Here is a 21,289-nt window from a genome sequence, read left to right on the forward strand (position 1 = left end):
GCGCTCGCTGCGGGCGACGGCGGTGCGCAGCAGGGTCTCGAAGGGGCCGGCATGACCACCGCGCTCCAGCAGGAGGCACAGGACCACGGTTGCCAGCCAGACACCCAGGGCGACGAGGGCGGCCGCGGCCTGCCCCATCCACAGGCGCCTGCCCGTCACCAGGAGCGGAATGATGCCGAAGATGATGCCGAACAGGATCGTCTGGCTCAGGTACACGGTCATGGAGCGGCGGCCGACGGCGGAGGCGAGCCGGCGCAGCCCCGTGAGCCGACCATCCGGCCTGGGTCCGCCGGCGTACAGCACCAGCAGTGCCAGCCAGCCGCAGGCGCCGGCCAGACCGAAGAACTCTGTGGCGGCGAAGTCCGTCGGCCAGCGCTGTATCGACGTCGCGAGCGTCAGCGCGCCGTGGAACGCCGCGAGCGCCCCCAGCGCCAAACCGCCCAGGCCCACCGAGATCAGCAAGCGACGGTGCCGCTCCGGCTGGGTGAGGATGTCGGTGTCGGCCAGGCGGGCGCCGATCACCACGGCGGGAATGATGAGGGCAATGAGGACCTGCACGACCAGCACGATGACCCACTGCACGATGTTGCTGCCGACCCAGAGCAGTGCCGCTGTGAGCGAGACCGACTGCTCCCCGGAGGCCGTCAGGGTGTCGCCGCCCGACAGGGTCCCGGAGGCCAGATACGTCCCCAGCGCCAGCACGGAGATGATGCCCCCGGTGAGGTAGAGCGCCGCGTAGTTCTTACGGGCCAGCAGGTTGGCCAGGAGGACGGCGACCAGCCCATAGGCGCCGATGATGTCACCGGGGAAGACGAGGCCGTGGACGAATCCGAACAGGAGCATCCACCAGCCGCGGCGCCGCACCAGGCGGTAGGCGTCAATGGTGGCCATCTCGCGGGCCCAGGCCGCCTCGTGCGGCATCGGCTCGCGGCCCTCCGGCGCGCCGGGAAGGGAAGCGAGGTAGGTCTGGGTCCCGGAGGCGATGCGTCGGTTGATCATGGTCATGAGCCCGAAGCCGAAGAGCATCGCGAACAGCGGGTAGGCCCGGTGGTCCACCAGCAGCGTGCGGACGAACATCCACCAGCCGTCAACGGAGGACACCGGCGGTTCGGCCCCGTTGGGCATCTTGTTCCATGACGGAACGTTGGCGACCGCGATGAGCAGGAGCATGAAGCCACGGGCCACGTCTGGGGCGGGGTATCGCACGCCCCGTGAACCGGTGAAGGAGGTTGTCATCCGCATGAGCGGAACCTTACGGGCGGTTGTAGACCGACGGCATCCGCCCGGAGAATGAGGTGCGGGGGCTGTCCGCTGGCCCCGCCTCAGTGGCTGACGGGCTCAGTGCCGTATCAGTGCCCGAGTCCAGAGCCCGCCGGCGCTCATCATTGCCCGCCGGCGCTCGTCATTGCCCGCCGGCGCTCGCCAGTCCCCGTCAGTGCCAGTCAGCGCCACCGACCCATGGGCACGAGAGCGGTGCTCACGCCTCCCGCAGTGCCCGCTGTCCCCGTCGCACCGGCGCGTGCGCGCCCCGCCTCGGGGTGGCGCGCGGCGGGTCCGCGGCCCTGGCGACCGGGCGCGACGACCTGAACCTCGCCGTCAGCGGCCGCCGCGAAGATCCGCTGGACGACGGCCTCGCGGCTGCGCATGCGGGCGTTGTCCGCCTCCAGCTCCTCCACGCGGGCCTCCAGGGCGAGGATGCGGCGGATGCCCTCGAGGTTGATGCCCTCCTGGGACAAGGACTGGATGCGGCGCAGGCGCTCGACGTCGCGGTGGGAGTAGCGCCGGCCCCGCCCGCTAGTCCGGGCGGGGCTGACCAGTCCGAGCCGGTCGTACTGGCGCAGGGTCTGGGGGTGCATCCCGGCAAGCTCGGCCGCCACCGAGACCACGTAGACCGCGCGCTCGGCGGCGTCGTCGGCCAGGTATCCCAGGCCCTGCCCGGCCCGGCGCCGGCTCACGTCGCCGCCTCCTCCATGAGGGTGGCCCGCGGGTCGGTGTCACCCATGGCCTCGTCGAAGGCGTTGAGCGCCTCCTTGGCGGCCTTGGAGAGCTTCTTGGGGACGGCCACCTCGATGGTCACCAGCAGGTCGCCGGTCTTCTTGCGGGTGGTGGCGCCCTTGCCGCGCAGGCGCATGACGGTGCCCGAGGAGGTGCCGGGCTTGATCTTGATCTTGGAGGTGCCGCCGTCGAGCAGGGGGACCTCGACCGTGGCGCCCAGGGCCGCCTCACGCAGGGTGACCGGCAGGTCCATGCGCAGGTTGGTGCCGTCGACCGGGTCAACGGAGTACACGGGGTGCTTCTTGATGCTGATGGTCACCACCATGTCGCCGTTCTCGCCGCCGTTCAGGCCGGCTCGGCCCTTGCCGCGCAGGCGGATCTTCTGGCCGTCGCGCACGCCCGCCGGGATGCGGACCTTCATGGTGCGTCCGTCCGCGGTGAGCTCCACCGTGGTCCCGGCGACGGCGTCGCGCAGGTCCAGCGCGGCCGAGGTCAGGACGTCGGCGCCCTTCTGCGGGCGGGGCTGGGGGGTGAAGCCGCCGAACCCGAAGGGGCCTGAGCGGCCGCCGGAGCGGGTGGGGCTGGGGGTGCCGCCGAACATGCGCAGCAGGTCGTCGAGGTCGGGCTCGCCTGCGGAGCCGCCGGTCTCGAAGCGGACACTGCCGCCCTGGCCGCCGAACATGGAGGAGAAGATGTCCTCGAAGCCGGCGCCGCCGGCCCCTCCCGGGCCTCCGGCCTGGAAGCGGGCGCCGCCTCCGGCCATGGAGCGGATCGCGTCGTACTGCTTGCGCTCGGCCTCGTCGGACAGGACGGCGTAGGCCTCTCCGATCTCCTTGAACTTCTCGGCCGCCGCGGCGTCGTCGGGGTTGCGGTCGGGGTGGTACTTCTTTGCGAGTGTGCGGTAGGCCTTCTTGATTGCGGCGGCGTCGGCGTCCTTACTCACGCCGAGGACCGCGTAGAAGTCCTTGGTCATCCAGTCCTGACTGGCCATGGTCGCGTCACCGCCTCCTTATCTGGGTGATCGTGGGGTTTCCTTACTGAAGCTGAAGATGGGGGCACCTCGGCCCTGGGGCCTCGGGCGTCCCGGTGCACCTGTCGGTCCGACGGCGGACCCGGACCGGCCAGAGCTGCTGGCTCGGGTCCGCCGTCGGGCCGAGGTGAGTGGTGCGGTGGGTATCAGGCCGGGTTGGCGACCTGGACGCGGGCGGCGCGCACAACGCGCTCACCCAGGCGGTATCCAGGCTGGAGGACCGCGGCGATGGTGGGCTCAGTGACCTCGCTAGACTCGGTGGCCATGAGGGCCTCGTGCAGCGTGGGGTCGAAGACCTCGCCCACGGCGCCGAAGCGCTCCAGGGAGTACTTCTCGGCCAGGATCGTCTCGAGCTTGCCGGCCGTGGTCTCGAAGGTGCCGGTCAGGTCGCCGTGCTGGCGGGCCAGCTCGATCTCGTCGAGGACCGGGATGAGGGCCTCGACGACGCCGGCCGCACCAGCGTCCCGGTGGGAGGCCGCGCCCTCACGGGAGCGGCGCACGAACCCCTGGTACTCCTGCTGGAGGTTGTAGAGGTCCGCCCGGGTCCGGGCCAGGTCGTCGGCCGCCTGAGCGGCCTGGGCCTGAGCCTGGGCCAAGAGGTCCTCCCCCGCCGCCTCCTCGGAGGCGGCGTCGGCCTGGCCGGCCTCGCCCTCGGACGCGCCCTGGGCGAGCTCCTCGCGGACGTCGTCGGACACCTCCTCGAAGGCCGACTCGACGGCCGCCTGGAGCTCGGGGTCGATGCCCTCGTCCTCAGGGGTGGGACCTGCCGAGGTCACTTGGAGTCCTCCTCGTCAACGATCTCGGCGTCCACAATGTCCTCGTCGTCGGAGGACGTGGAGCCACCGGCGGCGGAGGCGGCGTCACCCGCGGCCTGGGCGGCGGCGTCGGCCTGGTAGAGGGCCTCACCGACCTTCTGGGCCACCGAGCTCAGCTTCTCCTGAGCGGTCTTGACCGGCTCGATGTCGTCACCCTCGAGGGCCTTCTTGAGGTCGGCGACGGCCTCGGAGACCTCGGAGTGGACGTCCTCGGGCAGCTTGTCCTTGTTGTCCTTGAGGAGCTTCTCGATGGAGTAGGCCTGCTGCTCGGCGGAGTTGCGGGTCTCAGCGTCCTCGCGGCGCTTCTTGTCCTCCTCGGCGTGAGCCTCGGCCTCCTTGACCATGCGGTCGATGTCCTCCTTGGGCAGGGCGGAGCCGCCGGAGATGGTCATGGACTGCTCCTTGCCGGTGCCGCGGTCCTTGGCCGAGACGTGGACGATGCCGTTGGCGTCGATGTCGAAGGAGACCTCGATCTGGGGCACGCCGCGGGGGGCCGGGGCGATGCCGGTCAGCTCGAAGGTGCCCAGCGGCTTGTTGTCCCGGGCGAACTCGCGCTCGCCCTGGTAGACCTGGATGAGCACGGAGGGCTGGTTGTCCTCGGCGGTGGAGAAGACCTCGGAGCGCTTGGTCGGGATGGCCGTGTTGCGCTCGATGAGCTTGGTCATGACCCCGCCCTTGGTCTCGATGCCCAGGGACAGCGGCGTGACGTCGATGAGCAGGACGTCGCTGCGGTCGCCCTGGATGACACCGGCCTGGAGGGCCGCACCGATGGCGACGACCTCATCGGGGTTGACGCCCTTGTTGGGGTCCTTACCGGTCAGCTCGCGCACCACGTCGGCGACGGCGGGCATACGGGTGGAGCCGCCCACGAGGACCACGTGGTCGATGTCGGAAACCTTGACCCCGGCGTCCTTGATGACGTTGTGGAAGGGGATCTTGGTGCGCTCGAGCAGGTCCGCGGTCATCTCCTGGAAGTTGGAGCGGGTGAGCTTCTCATCGAGATGGATGGGGCCGGACTCGCTCATGGAGAGGTACTGCAGGTTGATGTTCGTGGAGGTCGCCGAGGACAGCTCCTTCTTGGCCTGCTCGGCGGCGTCCTTGAGGCGCTGCATGGCGATCTTGTCCTTGGACAGGTCCACGCCGTCCTTGCTCTTGACCTGCTTGACCAGCCAGTCGACGATGCGGGCGTCCCAGTCGTCACCGCCCAGGCGGTTGTCACCGTTGGTGGCGCGCACCTGGATGGTGGAGAAGCCATCGTCGTCCTTGCCGACCTCGAGCAGGGAGACGTCGAAGGTACCGCCACCGAGGTCGAAGACGAGGATGAGCTCGTCCTCCTTGCCCTTGTCCAGGCCGTAGGCCAGGGCCGCGGCGGTGGGCTCGTTGACGATGCGGTCCACGGTCAGGCCCGCGATGGTGCCGGCCTCCTTGGTGGCCTGGCGCTCGGCGTCGTTGAAGTAGGCCGGGACGGTGATGACCGCGTTGGTGACGGGCTCACCCAGGTAGGCCTCGGCGTCGGCCTTGAGCTTGGCCAGGATGCGGGCGCTGATCTCCTGGGCGGTGTACTTCTTGTCGTCGATCTCCACGGACCAGTCGGTGCCCATGTGGCGCTTGACCGAGGAGATGGTGCGGTCGACGTTGGTGACCGCCTGACGCTTGGCGATCTCGCCGACGAGGATTTCGCCGGACTTGGAGAAGGCGACGACGGAGGGGGTGGTGCGGCCGCCCTCGGCGTTCGGGATGATGGTGGGCTCGCCACCCTCGAGGACGGCGATAGCAGAGTTGGTGGTACCCAGGTCGATACCGACAGCGCGTGCCATGTGATGTGCTCCTTGTGCTTGCTGAGTTGTGGTCAGTCGATGTTTGAGGTGAGGGCCGGAGGTTCCGGCGCCTTCATGTTGAGTCGTATGCACTCAGGATTGTGATTGAGTCAGGCTCTGTCAACTTGACTGCATACAACCTTGAGTCTGACTGGCTCAACCCTGGCGGGCCGCAGTCCATTCCCGGAGTCAACAGTGACCTGCGACACAGGATTGCCATGCGAACACAGCGCGAGCCACCTGCCTCTCGAAGCGCCCTGGCCGCGACAGGGCGGACAGCTCCGGCTGCGCCAGAGCAGCGCACCCCAGCCGCACGGACTGCGATACCCGGCGAGGACTGCGCTCTCCTGCAGACGACTGGGGCCCCACCCGCGAGTTCTGTGAACGCAGTCCTCGTCAGTACGTTCTCGATCAGCCCGCCCAGCCCCACGCACCGCCGAAAGTGTCACGATTGGCGACTTTTCAGAGCCCACCAGCCTCGCCCCGCCACACTCCCCCTCCCCGCAACCAGCCCTGACCAGCACAGACGCCCCCAAGTCACCTCTGCGAGGTTGCCGACCGATGCCGTACGGCCCCCGAATAGTCGCCAATCGTGACACCAGTCCGCAGAAACGACAGGCCTGCACCGGCGTGGAGACATTCACCAGCCCGGTAGCCTGGCGCATATGAGCGCCCCGCTCGACGCCGATGTCAGCCAAGGCATCTGCGGCGCACGCTCACCGGGCGCACATTCCCGCAACAGCCGCCGGCTGACACTCCGGGACCACAACCCTCGACCGAACAACGCATCACAAGTTACCTTGGATCTGTGGACGATCCGATCATTGCCAGATCGGCGCTGAAGCACGGCCTGAGCGAGGCCGACATCCCTCACGCCTATCACCACCCCAACCGGGCCTGGGACATGGGAGATGGTTTCACCATGCTCCTGGGAGCCAACCGGGCTGCCCTTGTTCTCGAGATTGGCTACATTCAAGGCATCACCACAATCGTCATCGTCCACGCCATGCGTGCCCGAGAGAAGCTTCTGAGGTGATGACGATGCCCCGTACTGTTGACGAGATCCTGGCGCATGCCGACGAGCTGGCCGCTCGATTCGAGAGCTACGAGCCAGTCGAGGCCGATGAGGTCGACGTGGCCGCATTAGCGGCCTTGCGAGACGCGGTTGCTGAACAGGCCCAGGCCGAACGGCATGTCCTTGATGCCATCAGAGGTGCTCGGGACGCTGGGATGTCCTGGGCGGCCATTGGAAATATGGTCGGAACCTCCGGTGAGGCCGCCCGCCAGCGCTATCAGCCACTCGTGGCTTGAGGATGATCAAGCCACGCCAGAGGCGACAGGCCTGCGCTGACGTAGCGGCGTTCGCCAGGGCGGTGGAGGACCTGTCGGCCACCAGCATCGCCAAGTCCGTGGACCTCATCGGCGCCATCGAGCTGCCCCTCCCGACGAGGCGGCTGCGCTCAGCGAGTGCGCGCTGCTGACCGGAGCCTTCACCCGCCCAGGCGCTGCTGTCGGCGCTCGCTCGCCTGGGCGGCCAGGCGCTGCTTCTCGCCCCTCTCGCGCAGACCGAAGACCGCCAGGAGGTTCGCGATGGCACCGACGGCCACGATGACGACGCCGAAGGCCACGCCGCTGGCCTCCCCGGTCAGCCCCACCAGCGGGCTGACGAGTCCGCCGACGACGAACTGCAGAAAACCAAGCAGCGCGGAGCCGGTTCCCGCCCACCGGCCGGTGCGGTCGAGCGCGAGCGCGGGGGCGTTGCCCATCGACAGCCCCAGACAGGCCACGTGCGCCAGGAAGAGCGCCACGACCGCCACCAGCAGCGGTATCCGCACCGACCCGGCCACCGGCTCGCGCAGCCACATGAGGCACACCGCGGCGAAGACCGTGTCGACGACCAGCCCCGCAATGAGTCCGACCCTCACCTGGCGGGCCTGGGAGAAGCGGCGTACCAGAGACGCCGCCACCGCGATCGTCACCGTGACCGTCGTCCCGCACAGCCCGAAGACCGCCGTATAGGCCACCGTTCCCATGCCCAGCACGTTGCGCAGCACGAAGGGAGCCGCGGACAGGTAGGCCATGAGCAGCCCGAAGGACAGGGCATTGATGAGCAGAAGACGCACGAGGACGTGATCGCGGGCCAGCTCGCGGGTGCCGTCGAGCAGCATCCGCAGGCCGCCGTCGTGTCGCTGCTCGGCGGGCAGGGACTCGGGTACCCAGAGAAGGACCATGACCACGAGCAGCCCGGTGAAGGCGGCCACGACCCCCAGGATGCCGCGCCACCCGACGGGCTCGACGAGCACGCCCCCGAGAATCGGCGCCATCACCGGGGCGATGCCCTGAATCGCCATGACGACGCTGAGGGCCCGGGCGGCGGTGATCCCACGGGAGCGGTCGGAGATGACTGCCCGGCCCAGGACCATGCCGGCCGCGCCCCCAAGCCCCTGGAAGAAGCGGGCGATCAGGAGAACGGGCAGGCTCGGGGACAGAGCGGCGCCAACGCTGGCTGCCAGGGCGAGCACGCTGCCCCACAGCAGAAGGGGACGCCAGCCGACGCGGTCGGACAGGACCCCGATGCCCAGCTGGCCGAGCGCGATACCCACGAGGAACGTGGTCATCGTCAGCTGAACGCTGGAGGCGGAGACACCCAGGTCGTCGGCCATCTGGGCGAAGGCCGGCAGGTAGGCGTCGGTGGCCAGAGGTGCGACGGCGGCGAGCGCGGCCAGGGCGATGAGAAGCGTGGCGGGGAAGGCCGTCCTCAGCCCGTGGTCGGGCGAGGCGGCCGGCGAAGCTGTCATGGCCTGAGAGTACGGAGATTTCCGACCGAGGCGTCAGCACACACGTCCGTGATGCGGTGCACGGAGCGAAAGGCGTTCCACACAGTGACACCAGCACCCACGTCACTGTCCGCCTCTAGACTGACCGAGTGACCGACCCACTGATTGCTTCTTTGACACGTGCGGTGGAGGCCGCTCCGGACGACGTCCGGCTGCGCACCCATCTGGCTGAGCTCCTCATCGGGGTCGGTCGAGGCGCTGAAGCGGTGACTCACTGCGCCATCGCCCTTCAGCACGCCCCCACCGACGAGGCCGCCCGAGCCCTCATGTCCAGGGCGCTCTCGCCGCAGGCCGCTCAGGCGCCCGCCGAGAGGACAGCAGGTACGGCGCCAGAGCCGGCTGCCGAAGCGCCAGTACCGGCCGAGGCCTCTCACCCCTCACCGCCGCCCCCAGCACCCACCCCGCCACAGGCCCCGGCGGCCACCGGCTCGACGACGCCGGACGGCACCGGGAGCACCGGCGACTTCGACTGGCGGCGGGCTGAGGAGGACCTCGGCGGCGGACCGGCCGCACCTTTCGTGTCCTCGGAATCCTCGCAGTTCCCCGGGTCCTCCGACGCCGACCCGGCTCTCTCCGAGCCCCGTTCGGTCCAGGCCGACGGCCCCGGCGCCCCCACGGACTGGGAGGTGGAGCGGGCCGGCGTCCGTCTGGCCGACGTCGGAGGCATGACCGAGGTCAAGAACCGGCTGGAGGCGTCGTTCCTGGCTCCGATGCGCAATCCCGAGCTGCGCCGGCTCTACGGCAAGAGCCTGCGCGGCGGCCTGCTCCTGTACGGCCCGCCGGGGACGGGCAAGACCTTCATCGCCCGCGCCGTGGCCGGTGAGATGGGAGCCGGGTTCCTGTCGGTGACGATCTCCGACATCCTCGACCCCTATATCGGCAACTCCGAGGCCAATCTCCACAACATCTTCCAGCAGGCACGCAAGCACGCCCCCTGTGTCCTCTTCCTCGATGAGCTCGACGCCATCGGCATCAAGCGCTCCCTGGCACGCAACTCGAGCATGCGCAGCACCGTCAACCAGCTCCTCGAGGAGCTCGACGGCGTCAGCAGCGACAATGATGGCGTCTACCTGCTGGCCGCCACCAACGCCCCCTGGGACATCGATCCGGCGCTGCGCCGGCCGGGACGACTGGACCGGACCCTGCTCGTCCTGCCGCCGGACGAGCCGGCGCGCGCCGCCATCCTGCACACGCACCTGCGCGAGCGACCTGTGGAGGGCATCGATCTGCAGGCCCTGGCGCGGGCCACCGAGGGGCTGACCGGAGCGGACCTGTCGCACGTGTGCGACTCCGCCGCGGAGAACGCGCTCATGGACTCGGTGCGCACCGGCCGGCCTCGGCTCATGAACATGAAGGACATGTACGCGGCCCTCAAGGAGGTCCGCCCCTCGAGCGGACCCTGGTTCGAGACCGCGCGCGCCGTCGTCGAGTACGCCGACGTCTCCGGGGAGTATGCGGAGCTGCGCGAGTGGATGAAACGGCACCGCATGCTATGAGCGACGACGTCTACCGTCAGGAGATGGACCGGGCCGAGTGGCTCGCCGACGCCGGCCAGTACGAGCGGGCCATACAGATCCTGACTCGCTTGCTTGCCAACTACCCGGACGAGGCCGGCTCCATCTATATCGCGCTGTCGTCCGCTCAGGGCAGCGCGAATCGCCTCGAGGAGGCTGAGGCGGCGGCCCGCCGAGCCGTCGCGGCACTGCCGGACAGCCCCGACGCCCACCGGCTTCTGGCCTGTTCCCTGATCGACCAGGACAAAGAACCGGAGGCGGAGCGTTCATTGAGGACCGCCCTGGACCTGGACCCGCAGGACAGTCGGCTCTTCCATCTCATGTCTATGACGATGACCGAGATGGGGCGAACGGAGGAAGCCACGTTCTACGCGCGTGAGGCAGTCCGGCTCTCGCCGGGCTCGGCCAATCACCACACACTTTTGGCACGGGTGCAGATGGACACAGACGCGCAGGCGGCGGAGGCCTCCTTGCAGGAGGCGCTCGCCCTGGAACCCGCGCACGCCGGCGCTCTCCTCCACCTGGCGCAGCTGCGCCAGAACCAACGGGACCATGTCGGTGCCGCCAAGGCCACCGCCGCATACGCGGCTCACACCTCGGATCCGCTCCAGGCGCGTGCAGCCGTTGACGCCATCTTCTTAAGCACTGTGCGAGCCCTTCATCTCGGCTTGATCGCATGCATCGCACTCATGCTCATGTCAGCCGCTTTCGTGTGGCTGGTGAACCTGCCCACGTGGCTTCTTCTGCTGCCCCTGGCCCTGTGCGCAACCCTGACCTTCCGGGTGGTGGGACGACGGGTACGGGCACTGCGTACCGCCTTCGCCGGCCGCGGCCGGATCATGACGCGCTCCTTCATCCGACGTCACCGGCTCGCCACTGCCTGGACGCTGCTGCTCCTGCTCACGTGGCTCGCTCTCGGTGCGGGCACCATCGAACTCCTCATGGGCGGTATCGCCATCCTCGCCGGGGCTTTCGGGATGGGGATCCTGCTGCTGATCGGCGGCTTGATCGCCGCCCGCCTGTCGATGGACTGACACCGACCCCGGTGGCGAGACGTCCAGCAGGATGACGCGCGACCCGGCCGTGCGGCATACAGCGACTCACGACGACGAGCCGGCTCAAGCCCCCTGCTCGGCCTCGGGGGCGACCATGACGTGGTCGCCGTCGGGCACGATCCGTACCCGCAGCCCGTAGACCTCGGCGAGGATGTCGGGCTGAAGCACCTCGGCGGGCGGGCCCTCGGCACGGATCGTCCCGCCAGCAAGGATGGCGAGGCGGTCGCAGAAGCGGGCCGCCAGGTTGAGGTCGTGCAGGGCGACGACGGCGAGGCGGCCGGTGTCCCGGTGGCAGATCCGGCGCACGTGGGAGAGCACCGAGACCTGGCGGCGCAGGTCGAGGGCGGAGGTGGGCTCGTCGAGCAGGATGAGTCCGGGCTCGCGCACGAGCGTCTGAGCCAGGGCGATGAGCTGGCGTTGCCCGCCGGAGAGCTGGCCCAGCGGGCGGTCGGCCAGCTCGGCCACCCCGAGCTCGTCCAGGGCGCTCCAGGCCAGGTCGATGTCGGCCCGGCTCGTGTGCCAGGTCATGCCGCGCCGCGAGGCGGTGAGCACCGACTCCAGGGCGGTCAGGGCGGCGTCGCCGGGCAGGCCCTGCGGCATGTATCCGATCATGCCGCGCAGGTCGTGCCCCCGGCGCCCGGCGAAGGTCACCTCCCCCAGGTGGCGGCGCAGCTGGGCCACGCAGGTGACCAGAGTGGACTTACCGGCGCCGTTGGGGCCGAGCAGCCCGACCGTCTGGCCGGTCTCCCAGGTGGCGTCGACGCCCTTGAGGACGGCCCGCCTGCCGTAGGAGAAGGTGAGGTCGTTCAGGATAAGGCTCATGAACCGCTCCTGACCGCCGAGCGCTGGCGTCCGAAGATGATAGTGAGGAACACCGGCACACCCACCAGGGCGGTCAGGATGCCGACGGGTACGGCGACACCCGGCACGATGAGCTGGCTGGCGGTGTGGGCCGCGGTCAGCAGGGTGGCGCCGCACAGGATGGAGGCGGGCACGAGGAAGCGCTGGTCCTCCCCCACCAGGCCGCGGGCCATGTGCGGCCCCACGAGTCCCACGAATCCGATGATCCCAACGAAGGCCACGGACAGGGCGGCCAGCAACGAGACACCGACCAGGGTCCACGCGCGCAGGCGCGCCACGTTGATGCCCATGGCTGCGGCCCGCGCCTCCCCCAGGGTGACGGCGGTCAGCCGCCAGCCGTTGACCCAGAAGACGGGCGTGGCCACGATCAGGGCCGCCGAGACAGTGGCCACGGCCGGCCAGGTGGCGCGCATGAGGGAGCCCATTGACCAGAAGACGATCTGCTGGAGGCTCTCGGTGGAGGCCCGGTACTGCACGAGCGCCAGGAGCGCCTGGCAGCTGAAGACCAGGGCGATGCCCAGCAGGATCGTCATCTCCTTGGTCACCGAGGGGAGCCTGGAGACCATCGCGATGGTGAGGGAGGCCGCCAGCCCCGCCGTCATCGCCACGATCGGCAGGGTGGCGCCGGTGGCCACAGGCAGCACGAGGCCCGTGACGATGGCCAGCGCCGCCCCCAGGGCCGAGGCCGCCGAGATCCCCAGGGTGAAGGGCTCAGCCAGCGGGTTGTCGAGGATCGTCTGCATCTGCACGCCGGCCAGGGACAGTGCCCCGCCCACCAGGACCGCGAGCAGCGCCGGAGGCAGGCGCAGGTTGATGACGATGTTGGCGACCCATGGGTCGTAGTCGGCGTCGAAGAGGGCTCCGAGCACCTGGGCCGGGCTGAACCCCAGGGGCCCCACCATGAGGGCCACGAGGAAGACCGCCAGGAGCAGCGTGGCCAGCCCCAGGAGCATCGCGACTCGCCGCGCGGTTCGACGGCGGTAGGCGGCGTAGGCCGACGCCGCCGTGTCCGTGGGCGCATCGGCCGGCCCGTCGGCCCTCGTCGTCGACGCCGCACCATCCGGTACCCGGCCGGTATCGGACTGGTGCGCTGCGACGTCGTCGGAAGGAGCCGTGACGTGGGGGTCCCCCATCAGATCGCGGCGAAGAAGACGCCCTCGGCCTTCCAGGGCATGTGCTGCTCGTGGAAGTCCTTCCAGACCTTGGCGGGGTCGATGTCGGAGAAGGCCTCGGGGTTCTGCCACTTGGCGAAGGTGAGGTAGGCGATGAAGTTGTAGGGGGCGTCGTAGAACTGGTGGTAGATGCCGTAGACGTGCCGGTCGGTGAAGGCCTGGATCTGGTCGTAGCCGGGCTGATTCTTCAGCTGCTCCAGGCTGGCCTTGGCGGAGGCCTCATCGGCCTTGTAGCCGAGGTGGACGTAGCTGGTCTGGGCGGTGTCCTTGATCTTCTGCTGCTGCCACTCGCCGCCGGTGGCGATGATGTGCTGGGGGTTGGAGGCGATGACCTGCTCGGGGGTGAGCACGCCCTCCTCGCCGGACAGGAGGCTGTCGGCGATGTTGGTGCCGCCGGTGGCGGTGACGATCGCGCCGAGGTTGGCGGTGGAGTAGGTGGAGCCGGGGTCGTTGACGCCTGGGCCGCGCCACAGGAAGGTGGTGGGCTTGGAGCTCAGGGACTTCGCCTTGGCCACGATGGGATCGACCTGCTTCTTGTAGAAGTTGACGAAGGTCTCGGCCTCCTTGCGCTTGTCGAAGACGGCGCCCATGAGGGTGACCGAGGGGACGGTGTTCTTCACCGGGTCGCGGCGGAAGTCGGTGACGACGTAGGTGATCTTCTGGCCGTCCAGCTTCTCGAGGTAGCCCTTCTCCTTGGCGGAGTTGTAGGCGTCCAGAGTCATGATGAACACGTCGGGCTTGTGGCTCACCAGGGTCTCGATGGGCAGGCCGTCCTTGGCGATGTTGCCGATCTTCGGCAGCTCGGCGGCCTTGGGGGCCACGGAGAGGACCTTCTCGTAGAAGTCGGGGGCGGCCGTCTGGAGGTCCTCGCCCCAGGCGACCACCTTGTCGATGGGGTTGGTCTTGTTGAGGAAGGCCAGGGAGTAGACGTGGCGGGACTCGCTCAGGACGATTCTCTTGGGCTGAGCGCTGAAGGTGACCTTGCGGCCGACGACGTCGGTGACCTCGAAGCCGCCGCCGGAGGCGCCCGCCGAGGCGCCGGCGCTGGAGCCCTTGCCTGCACGGGAGGCGACTCCGCAACTGGCGAGGACGGCGGTCAGTGGGAGGGCCATGAGCAGGGTACGACGGCGCATAGGAGTCCTTCGGTGAGGCGAGGTTGAAAGCAGATCACCGAGGATATTAGGTCTACCTCAGTTAATTTGCCAAGTTGCGTGACCTAATTTTAGTAAGGCCATACAAACTTTACGGGAGGTATGTAGAGGTTGACACAGGGCCTCTCGCGACGAGTCGCCGCAGACCGGGCGGGCCGGCTACGGCGCGAGCACGTGAACGGCTACGACGGCGAGCAGCGCCGCGGCCGGAGGAAGGTACTTGCGCGGGTGACGCATGACGTCACGTTCAGACTTCCAGCCCGCCAGCGGCCAGTAGTTCTCCAGGAGGACCGCGGTCGACGCCCCGGCAAGTGAGGCTGCCACTCCGGCTGCAACCGCCTCCACGAGGCCGCCTCCCAGCCAGACGACCAGCGCGCCCACCAGACAGTTGGACATCAAGTACAACAGCGTGAGGTCTCTGGCGTAGGCCACGAAGACCCGCCTCGATCCGGGCGCAGCCATCACCACCGCGCGAGTGCTGAGATAGCGGGAGAAGTAGGCGTTCAACGGTGTGTTGACGACAACGAAGGCCATGGTCATCGGAATGCTCAGCCCACGACCGGCCATGACGTAGGTGAAGACCAGAGCGACCACAAGCATTATGAGAGTGTTGACCTGCGTGGTGCGCACGGTCGTCAGCTCGCCCAGGACCAGGCTGCGACGACCGCCTCCAACAGTGCCCACCTGCCTGCGTCGCACCCGCAGATCACGGGAGCACACGATCGCAGCCAGAGCGCAGACCGCGAAGAGGAGGGCCGAGGCCGCGGGCGCGAGCCACCACAGGAGCGTCCCGACGACGAGAGCCCCAGCGGCCGTCCAGCGCAGCCAGATCCTCTCCCCCGCCCACAGGATCAGCCCCAGTGCCCCGGCCCCCAGCCCGACGGCGACCATCTCCGCGGCCGTCGTTGCAGTCATGCCCATTCCGGGACTCCGGCCACTTCCTCCGCCACCGGTGAGCAGGACGAACAGGACGATGGGCGCGACCGCCTCCAGTAGGACGACGGCGTCGGCCACGAGGTAGGTGGCCCGGGCGAGCTCGTCGCGTCGCAGCGGGAAGCGGGCCAGGTCGTCCCAGCGCCCGGAGCCGATCCAGGTCGAGGCGATGGTGGCCGTCAGGCCGACGGCGGCCAGGACCAGCCCAGTGACCGCGACGCGCGGGTTGACACGGAGGTCGGTCGACGCCCCGAACCAGGCGGCCAGGGCGCACAGGATGGCGGCGCTCAGGACGGTCTGACGCCCCACGAACTGCCCGGTCACCGCCCTCAGGGCGGCTCGGCTAACTGACCAGCGCCGCCACGGCATCGGAGTCCTTGGGGGTGGTCAAGGGGCCGGTCATCCGGCCGGCGGAGAGCACGTAGAGGCGCCGGGTACAGCGAGTGAAGGACTCGGCGATGTGGGAGCTGAGCAGGACCGAGCGCCCGGATGCGGCCGCGTCGCTGATGCTGCGGTAGAGGAACTCGGTGGCGGCGAAGTCGAGGAAGTCGACGGGCTCATCCAGGAAGAGGAGGGGCGTGGTCAGGTAGAAGGCGGCGATGAGGTTGGCCTTCTTGCGTGAGCCGCTGGAGAGGTGGGAGAAGGATGTGGTCCGGTAGCGGCCGTAGTCGAAGCCCTCGATCAGCTCCTCGAGGCGGCTCCGGTCCGGGCGCAGGCGGTAGGCGCGCTCGAGGAAGCCGATGAAGGCCTCCAGGTTCCAGGTGGGGAAGGAGGAGTCGTCGGCGAGGCTGAGGTAGCGGGCGGCCTTGAAACGCTCGTCGCCCGGACGCACCTCCCGGCCCCGGTAGCGCAGGGCGCCCAGGCGCGCCCCGCGGTGGACGTCGCACAAGGAGGTGAGCATCGTGGTCTTACCGGCACCGTTGAGGCCGATGAGCCCCACGGCCTCGCCGACTTCGAGGGTGAAGGAGACATCAGTGAGAACCGGGCGGCCGCGCTCGTACCAGGCGGACAGGCCCTCGACCTCGAGGAGGTGGGCCGGGGCATCACCGACGGCGCTCATGAGCTCGGGGGCGTGCGGTCGTCTCGACCACGGCCTCGACCGTCGGAGGATGAACGGGCCAGCTGGATCAGGAAGAGCGCGGCAACAGCGATGGCGATGACCATGGCCGAGGTGTCTCCCCGCCGGAAGGAGACGACGGCCACCATCACGTTGAGCACCACAACCACAATGCGGATGATGCGCAGAGTCCGTTCCGACAATACGACCGCCTCCTTCTTCGCGGATTCTCACGGCGGGCAGCAGCCATCTATCCCCATCACTGTAGGCGCAGGCCAGGACCCTTGGAAGGATTTCAGGGACCATCTGCGCGCAAGACTCTCACCCTCCGGGAGTATTGACGCCTGACGCGCCGCCATTCCCCGACGTCGTTCTGACCGGCTCTTGGGCAACCGGCGCGATGTCGGAGGGCTGTGGCATGGTGGGGACGCCTTAGCCCTGCGCTCGGGCGGCCCCTGCGCCCGCCACGGCTTCACAGCAGACCCACAAGGTCAACCTACGCCCGGCACACACGGCGCCGACACGGTTGAGTCATGCACAGCTCCGACACCCTCAGCCCGCCCGAGTCGCCCCAGCCCGGCCAGGACCACGACTCCGGCCGGCGCGACCGCTCCTCGACGTCCCGCAAGCACCCGCGCCGCCGCTTCCTCCTGGGCGGCGCCGCCGTCCTGGGGCTAGCCGCCACCGGCACCAGCGCCTGGGCGCTCAACCGCTTCGTCATCGACCACGTGGAGGTCGGCGACGTCACCGCCCTGGAGGCCAAGGCGCAGAACACGGCCGCCTCGGCGACCCCGGCCACGAACGTGACGGTCGGGGACAACTCCTACTCCTCATCCAACACGAGCATCGGGATCCAGCAGGTCTCCACCGGATCGGGCAACGACACCGTCACCTACTACGTGGCCGACGTCAAGCTCACCAACGCCACCGACCTGCGCAGCGCCTTCGCCAACAACTCCTACGGCACCAACATCGTCGCCAAGCCCAGCACAATGGCCTCCGAGCACAACGCGATCCTGGCCATCAACGGCGACTACTACGGCTTCCGCAGCGACGGCATCCTCATCCGCAACGGCGTCATCTACCGCGACAGCGGCACGCGCGACGGCATGGCCTTCTACAGCGATGGGCGCGTGGAGGTCTACGACGAGACCACCACCAAGGCCCAGACGCTTCTGGACGCGGGCGTGTGGAACACGCTGTCCTTCGGGCCGGCGCTGGTCAACAACTCCAAGGTGCTCTCCGGCATCGACCAGGTCGAGGTGGACACCAACGTCGGCAACCACTCCATCCAGGGCAAGCAGCCGCGCACCGCCGTGGGGTGGGTGGAGACGAACCACCTCAAGCTCGTCGTCGTCGACGGCCGCAACGAGGGCTACTCGCGCGGCGTGACCATGAGCGAGCTCGCCCAGATCATGGCCGACCTGGGGTGCACCTGCGCCTACAACATCGACGGCGGCGGCTCGTCGGCCATGTACTTCAACGGCTCGATCATCAACCAGCCCTCCAACGGGGGCGAGCGCGACACCTCCGACATCCTCTACATCGCGAACGGAGCCTGAGATGAGCGGCACCGACAACCTCACCGGCACGGCCCAGACCCCGAGGACCCCGGCGACCGCGCAGGCGGTCACGCGCCGCTCCTCCTACCAGCAGTACCCGCAGTCCTACCCGACGGCGTACCCAACGACGCGGCTGAGCCGCTCCGGCGGCGAGCAGGCGACCGCGCGGATCATCGTGGGCGAAGCGCCCCGCCGGGCGGGACAGACGCAGGGCCGGGCAGCCGGGAACCGCACGGCCGCGGCGACCTCGCCGCGCATCCTGCCGCGGGTCATCGCCCCCGCGAACCGGACCTCCGCCAACCAGAAGACGGGCAACCGGACGACGGGCAACCGCCCGGCGGCGCGGACCGGTGGTACGCCTCGTCCCCGGGCGGCGGTGGCACTCGTGGTCCTCATCCCGGCCTACAAGCCCGATGAGCGCCTGGCCGTGCTCGTGGCCCGCCTGCGCGGGGCGCGCCGGGACTGCGCGGTGCTGGTTGTTGACGACGGCTCGGGGCCGCAGTACGCGCCCTTCTTCGCCGCCGCCCGCGCCCGCGGCGCCCAGGTGGTCAGCTACCCGGTCAACCAGGGCAAGGGCCAGGCGCTGCGCACGGGCCTGGCCCACGCGGCCGCCACCTGGCCCGACGCGGACGTGGTGTGCGCCGACGCCGACGGGCAGCACACGCCCTCGGACATTGAGGCCGTGGCCGCAAGGGTGCACGAGACCGGGCACATGACCCTGGGGGTGCGGCGCTTCACCGGGCCGGTGCCGCTGCGCAGCCGGATCGGTAACGACGTGACCGCCCTGCTGTTCCGGGGCGCGACCGGCTGGAGGCTGGGCGACACCCAGACGGGCCTGCGCGGCTACCCCGCCGGGCAGCTGGCCTGGCTGCAGGAGGTGCGCGGCGACCGCTACGAGTACGAGCTCTCCGCCTTGCTACGCGCTCACGAGCTGGGGATGGTGGTGGAGCAGGTGGAGATCGCCACGGTCTACGAGCCGGGCAACACCTCCTCCCACTTCCGGCCGTTGCAGGACTCGGCGCGGATCTATGCTCCGCTGCTGCGGTTCATGGGGGCGTCGCTGGCGAGCTTCGGGATCGACTGGCTGGGGGTCATGGTCATCTTCGCGATGACCGGCAGCCTGCTGGCGGCGGTCGTGGGGGCGCGGCTGGTGTCCGGGACGGCGAACTTCTTCATGAATCGCCGCGTCTTCCGGGCGCGGCGCGGCACCGTGGTGCGCACGGCGGTGCGCTACGTGATCCTGGCGGTAAGCCTGCTGGCGGCCAGCTACCTGGTGCTCAAGGCGCTCACCACGGTCGGGATCCCGCTGGGGATCGCCAAGATTCTCGGCGACGGGGCCATCTACGTGGCCAGCTATGTGGCGCAGCGCCGGCTGGTCTTCAAGGAGCGGGGGTGAGATCAGCCCGCCGGGGCCCGGCGGGAGGCTCCTTGGATAGCCGTGTTCTCGGAGACGATGTGCCGGCGTCGTCCCCGAGGGCACGGCTCTTGAGCAAATTTTGTCCATATGGGACGACTTTGAACGCCCCGATCGCCGAAACGCCACTACGCAAAATACTCTGACCTGCGCAAACGCAAATCTGGTTGTGCGAGTGAGCCGTCAAAGGCGTCCCGTTTGGACACTTTTCAGCCGAAGACGCCACTCGCCTCAGGCAGTGTCGCGGGCAGCAGCCTCAGCGGGAGCTGATGAGGCCGGACTCGTAGGCGGCAATGACGAGCTGGGCGCGGTCGCGGGCGCCCAGGCGGGCCAGGAGCGCGGTGATGTGGCTGCGGCAGGTGGCCCGGGTGATACCGAGCTCGACCTCGATCTCAGTGTTGGACAGGCCCCGGGCGATGAGCAGGAGGACCTCGCGCTGACGGGGCGTGAGGGCCTCGATATCACTGGCCCAGGTACTACGACGGGGGGCGCCGGCCGACGCCGTGCGCGGCATGCGGGCCACGAGGCGGGCCAGCACCTGGGGGCTGAGCAGCGACTGCCCCTCGTGGACGGTGCGTACGGCGTCGACGAGGGACTGCGGGTCGGTGTCCTTGAGCAGGAAGCCGCAGGCGCCGGCGCGCAGAGCGCCCAGGACGTAGTCATCGATCTCGAACATGGTCAGGATGAGGACGCGCGTGGCCGCGAGCGCCGGGTCGGCGCAGATCCGGGTGGTGGCCTCGATGCCGCTCAGGCCCGGCATCTGGATGTCCATGAGGATGACGTCGGGGCGCAGCTCGGCGGCCAGGGCGACCGCGCGGGCGCCGTCCTCGGCCAGGCCGACGACCCTCATGCCGGGCTCGGCCTCGAGCAGGGCGGCCAGGGTGGTGCGCAGGAGGGCCTGGTCCTCGGCGATGAGGACCCGGATGGGGGCATCCGGAGCCTCGCCGGTCTTGTCGATCAGCGCATCGGTGGGATCCGTCATGGGTTGCCCCTGTCGCTCCTGGGATCGGTATCCGCTGGCTCATTGGCGGGTCTGCGTTCCGGGCCCGCACTGTCTCTGGAACACCGGGTGCTGCCGGTGGGCCGGGCCGCATCATCGGCGGCAATGGGCAGGATGGCCTCGATGGCGAAGCCGGGGGCGTCGGCTCGGGGGCCGGCGGTCAGGGCCCCGCCGAGCGTAGTCAGGCGCTCGTGAAGTCCGCGCAGTCCTTGCCCGGCCCCGGGGTGAGGCTCCCAGCCGGTCGCGGGCCCGTCGTCGACGACGACGATGCGCAGCCGCTCCGGCTCGCGGCGGAGGGTCACGCGGGCGCACGTGGGGCCGGCGTGGCGGGCGGTGTTGGCCAGGGCCTCGGCCACGACCCGGGCAGCGGCCTGGGCCGTCGGAGCCGGGAGACCGTCGGCCATTGCCGCGGCTTGGGCGACGTCCGCATCTGTGCCGGTGTACACATCGGCGTCGAGATCGACGGTGACGCCGGTGCGGCGGGCCTTGCCGATCAGTTCCCGAAAGCTCTCGGCGAGGCTGTTGACGGGGACGGGTTCAGGTACTGGCGCGCCGCCCGGCGCTCCTGTCGAAACCGCCGCCACGACCCCGGGCGTCGGGGGCCTGCTCTCGTCGCGCAGGACGGCGAGCATGCGCCGCAACGCGTCGGTGGCCTCACGGGAGGCGGTCTCGACGTCGTCAAGTGCGGTCCGCAGCCCGTCGGGGGTGGTCTCGAGGCGCCGGGCCACGGCGCAGCGCACGGTGATCGCGCCGAGGTTGCCGGAGACGGCGTCGTGCAGCTCGCGGGCGATGACGAGGCGGTCCTCGGCGACGGCGCGCGCGGCGGTCTCCTGCGCCAGGCGCCGCTCGTAGGCACGCTGGTCGCGCCGCCGTAGCCACAGGGAGGCGGCGACGAGCCCGGCCATGACGAGCAGCACCGTCATCTGGGCGCGCTGAGAAGGATCCGGGGAGTAGCCGACCAGGGTGCCCAGGCCAAGAACAATCACGGTCAGCCCGGTGATGGCGCGCCCGAGCGGCGAGTGGCGCGGTGGGACGTCGGGGGCTGGCACGCGGCCAGTCTAGGAAGGCGGCTCGGG

At 69.6% G+C, this 21,289-nt stretch carries 21 protein-coding genes; 7 read left to right on the forward strand and 14 right to left on the reverse strand.

The window, feature by feature from the left end; all coding sequences use genetic code 11:
• The 5 genes from HMPREF2883_RS01055 to dnaK all read right to left on the reverse strand — a co-directional run.
• Positions 1-1,242 (reverse strand): DUF418 domain-containing protein (locus HMPREF2883_RS01055; RefSeq protein ID WP_070658371.1); only part of this gene is annotated, 1,242 nt, incomplete at its 3' end.
• 200 nt (positions 1,243-1,442) lie between these two features.
• Positions 1,443-1,955, reverse strand: coding sequence for a heat shock protein transcriptional repressor HspR (locus HMPREF2883_RS01060; protein ID WP_070658373.1), 513 nt, complete (start codon positions 1,953-1,955; stop codon positions 1,443-1,445).
• Positions 1,952-2,986 (reverse strand): DnaJ C-terminal domain-containing protein, encoded by a 1,035-nt coding sequence (locus HMPREF2883_RS01065; RefSeq protein WP_070658375.1) that lies wholly within the window; start codon positions 2,984-2,986, stop codon positions 1,952-1,954. The genes HMPREF2883_RS01060 and HMPREF2883_RS01065 overlap by 4 nt, the downstream gene beginning before the upstream one ends.
• Before the next feature lie 185 nt (positions 2,987-3,171).
• Positions 3,172-3,801 (reverse strand): nucleotide exchange factor GrpE, encoded by a 630-nt coding sequence (locus HMPREF2883_RS01070; RefSeq protein WP_070658377.1) that lies wholly within the window; start codon positions 3,799-3,801, stop codon positions 3,172-3,174.
• Positions 3,798-5,657, reverse strand: coding sequence for a molecular chaperone DnaK (dnaK, locus tag HMPREF2883_RS01075; RefSeq protein ID WP_070658379.1), 1,860 nt, complete (start codon positions 5,655-5,657; stop codon positions 3,798-3,800). Before dnaK ends, HMPREF2883_RS01070 begins: the two co-directional genes overlap by 4 nt.
• 808 nt (positions 5,658-6,465) lie before the next feature.
• On the opposite strand from dnaK, the gene HMPREF2883_RS01080 reads away from it, so the two are divergent.
• The 3 genes from HMPREF2883_RS01080 to HMPREF2883_RS13815 are packed head-to-tail and all read left to right on the forward strand — an operon-like array spanning position 6,466 to position 7,138.
• Positions 6,466-6,693, forward strand: a complete 228-nt coding sequence (locus HMPREF2883_RS01080; RefSeq protein WP_070658381.1) for a hypothetical protein — start codon at positions 6,466-6,468, stop codon at positions 6,691-6,693.
• 5 nt (positions 6,694-6,698) lie between these two features.
• Complete coding sequence (locus tag HMPREF2883_RS01085; RefSeq protein ID WP_248371254.1) at positions 6,699-6,968, forward strand: hypothetical protein; 270 nt, start codon at positions 6,699-6,701, stop codon at positions 6,966-6,968.
• A 2-nt stretch (positions 6,969-6,970) separates the two neighbouring features.
• On the forward strand, positions 6,971-7,138 hold the full coding sequence (locus tag HMPREF2883_RS13815; RefSeq protein WP_256277263.1) for a hypothetical protein: 168 nt from the start codon (positions 6,971-6,973) through the stop codon (positions 7,136-7,138).
• Between the two features lie 9 nt (positions 7,139-7,147).
• On the opposite strand, the gene HMPREF2883_RS01090 is transcribed toward HMPREF2883_RS13815, so the two are convergent.
• Complete coding sequence (locus tag HMPREF2883_RS01090) at positions 7,148-8,455, reverse strand: multidrug effflux MFS transporter (RefSeq protein WP_070658385.1); 1,308 nt, start codon at positions 8,453-8,455, stop codon at positions 7,148-7,150.
• 128 nt (positions 8,456-8,583) lie between these two features.
• Between HMPREF2883_RS01090 and HMPREF2883_RS01095 the strand changes: the two genes are divergently transcribed.
• A complete protein-coding gene (locus HMPREF2883_RS01095; RefSeq protein WP_070658387.1) occupies positions 8,584-9,990 on the forward strand; it encodes an ATP-binding protein in 1,407 nt (468 codons plus the stop codon).
• Positions 9,987-11,042 carry a tetratricopeptide repeat protein gene (locus HMPREF2883_RS01100; RefSeq protein WP_070658389.1) on the forward strand — a complete coding sequence of 352 codons (1,056 nt, stop codon included), beginning with the start codon at positions 9,987-9,989 and terminating at the stop codon, positions 11,040-11,042. Before HMPREF2883_RS01095 ends, HMPREF2883_RS01100 begins: the two co-directional genes overlap by 4 nt.
• Positions 11,043-11,126: 84 nt before the next feature.
• Here the strand turns inward: HMPREF2883_RS01100 and HMPREF2883_RS01105 are convergent, their stop codons facing one another.
• The 6 genes from HMPREF2883_RS01105 to HMPREF2883_RS01130 all read right to left on the reverse strand — a co-directional run bounded on the left by HMPREF2883_RS01105 (position 11,127) and on the right by HMPREF2883_RS01130 (position 16,440).
• Positions 11,127-11,885 carry an ABC transporter ATP-binding protein gene (locus HMPREF2883_RS01105; RefSeq protein WP_070658391.1) on the reverse strand — a complete coding sequence of 253 codons (759 nt, stop codon included), beginning with the start codon at positions 11,883-11,885 and terminating at the stop codon, positions 11,127-11,129.
• Positions 11,882-13,057: a FecCD family ABC transporter permease gene (locus HMPREF2883_RS01110; protein ID WP_081384549.1), complete on the reverse strand. Its 1,176-nt coding sequence runs from the start codon at positions 13,055-13,057 to the stop codon at positions 11,882-11,884. The genes HMPREF2883_RS01105 and HMPREF2883_RS01110 overlap by 4 nt, the downstream gene beginning before the upstream one ends.
• Complete coding sequence (locus HMPREF2883_RS01115; RefSeq protein WP_070658393.1) at positions 13,057-14,229, reverse strand: ABC transporter substrate-binding protein; 1,173 nt, start codon at positions 14,227-14,229, stop codon at positions 13,057-13,059. Before HMPREF2883_RS01115 ends, HMPREF2883_RS01110 begins: the two co-directional genes overlap by 1 nt.
• 177 nt (positions 14,230-14,406) lie before the next feature.
• Positions 14,407-15,549 carry a hypothetical protein gene (locus HMPREF2883_RS01120; RefSeq protein WP_070658395.1) on the reverse strand — a complete coding sequence of 381 codons (1,143 nt, stop codon included), beginning with the start codon at positions 15,547-15,549 and terminating at the stop codon, positions 14,407-14,409.
• Positions 15,524-16,240 (reverse strand): ABC transporter ATP-binding protein, encoded by a 717-nt coding sequence (locus tag HMPREF2883_RS01125; protein ID WP_070658397.1) that lies wholly within the window; start codon positions 16,238-16,240, stop codon positions 15,524-15,526. The genes HMPREF2883_RS01120 and HMPREF2883_RS01125 overlap by 26 nt, the downstream gene beginning before the upstream one ends.
• The gene (locus tag HMPREF2883_RS01130) at positions 16,237-16,440 is read right to left on the reverse strand and encodes a hypothetical protein (protein WP_010615509.1); all 204 of its coding nucleotides are present in this window, start codon (positions 16,438-16,440) and stop codon (positions 16,237-16,239) included. Before HMPREF2883_RS01130 ends, HMPREF2883_RS01125 begins: the two co-directional genes overlap by 4 nt.
• A gap of 330 nt (positions 16,441-16,770) precedes the next feature.
• On the opposite strand from HMPREF2883_RS01130, the gene HMPREF2883_RS01135 reads away from it, so the two are divergent.
• Both HMPREF2883_RS01135 and HMPREF2883_RS01140 read left to right on the forward strand, forming a co-directional pair.
• Positions 16,771-17,799, forward strand: a complete 1,029-nt coding sequence (locus tag HMPREF2883_RS01135) for a phosphodiester glycosidase family protein (RefSeq protein WP_070658398.1) — start codon at positions 16,771-16,773, stop codon at positions 17,797-17,799.
• 1 nt (position 17,800) lies between these two features.
• Positions 17,801-19,195: a bifunctional glycosyltransferase family 2/GtrA family protein gene (locus HMPREF2883_RS01140; RefSeq protein WP_256277264.1), complete on the forward strand. Its 1,395-nt coding sequence runs from the start codon at positions 17,801-17,803 to the stop codon at positions 19,193-19,195.
• Between the two features lie 274 nt (positions 19,196-19,469).
• Here the strand turns inward: HMPREF2883_RS01140 and HMPREF2883_RS01145 are convergent, their stop codons facing one another.
• Positions 19,470-20,195: a response regulator gene (locus HMPREF2883_RS01145; protein ID WP_070658400.1), complete on the reverse strand. Its 726-nt coding sequence runs from the start codon at positions 20,193-20,195 to the stop codon at positions 19,470-19,472.
• A complete protein-coding gene (locus HMPREF2883_RS01150) occupies positions 20,192-21,262 on the reverse strand; it encodes a sensor histidine kinase (protein ID WP_070658402.1) in 1,071 nt (356 codons plus the stop codon). Before HMPREF2883_RS01150 ends, HMPREF2883_RS01145 begins: the two co-directional genes overlap by 4 nt.
• Positions 21,263-21,289 lie beyond the last annotated feature (27 nt).

It is taken from the genome of Actinomyces sp. HMSC075C01 (genome assembly GCF_001812965.1).
Lineage (GTDB): Bacteria > Actinomycetota > Actinomycetes > Actinomycetales > Actinomycetaceae > Actinomyces > Actinomyces acetigenes.

Bases quoted from the DNA above. Each gene is read 5' to 3' on its own strand.
- HMPREF2883_RS01120 (WP_070658395.1), bottom strand. From the start codon at position 15,549: ATGCCGTGGCGGCGCTGGTCAGTTAGCCGAGCCGCCCTGAGGGCGGTG.
- HMPREF2883_RS13815 (WP_256277263.1), top strand. From the start codon at position 6,971: ATGATCAAGCCACGCCAGAGGCGACAGGCCTGCGCTGACGTAGCGGCG.
- dnaK (WP_070658379.1), bottom strand. From the start codon at position 5,657: ATGGCACGCGCTGTCGGTATCGACCTGGGTACCACCAACTCTGCTATC.
- HMPREF2883_RS01125 (WP_070658397.1), bottom strand. From the start codon at position 16,240: ATGAGCGCCGTCGGTGATGCCCCGGCCCACCTCCTCGAGGTCGAGGGC.
- HMPREF2883_RS01145 (WP_070658400.1), bottom strand. From the start codon at position 20,195: ATGACGGATCCCACCGATGCGCTGATCGACAAGACCGGCGAGGCTCCG.
- HMPREF2883_RS01110 (WP_081384549.1), bottom strand. From the start codon at position 13,057: ATGGGGGACCCCCACGTCACGGCTCCTTCCGACGACGTCGCAGCGCAC.
- HMPREF2883_RS01090 (WP_070658385.1), bottom strand. From the start codon at position 8,455: ATGACAGCTTCGCCGGCCGCCTCGCCCGACCACGGGCTGAGGACGGCC.
- HMPREF2883_RS01140 (WP_256277264.1), top strand. From the start codon at position 17,801: ATGAGCGGCACCGACAACCTCACCGGCACGGCCCAGACCCCGAGGACC.
- HMPREF2883_RS01085 (WP_248371254.1), top strand. From the start codon at position 6,699: ATGCCCCGTACTGTTGACGAGATCCTGGCGCATGCCGACGAGCTGGCC.
- HMPREF2883_RS01100 (WP_070658389.1), top strand. From the start codon at position 9,987: ATGAGCGACGACGTCTACCGTCAGGAGATGGACCGGGCCGAGTGGCTC.
- HMPREF2883_RS01065 (WP_070658375.1), bottom strand. From the start codon at position 2,986: ATGGCCAGTCAGGACTGGATGACCAAGGACTTCTACGCGGTCCTCGGC.
- HMPREF2883_RS01115 (WP_070658393.1), bottom strand. From the start codon at position 14,229: ATGCGCCGTCGTACCCTGCTCATGGCCCTCCCACTGACCGCCGTCCTC.
- HMPREF2883_RS01135 (WP_070658398.1), top strand. From the start codon at position 16,771: ATGCACAGCTCCGACACCCTCAGCCCGCCCGAGTCGCCCCAGCCCGGC.
- HMPREF2883_RS01105 (WP_070658391.1), bottom strand. From the start codon at position 11,885: ATGAGCCTTATCCTGAACGACCTCACCTTCTCCTACGGCAGGCGGGCC.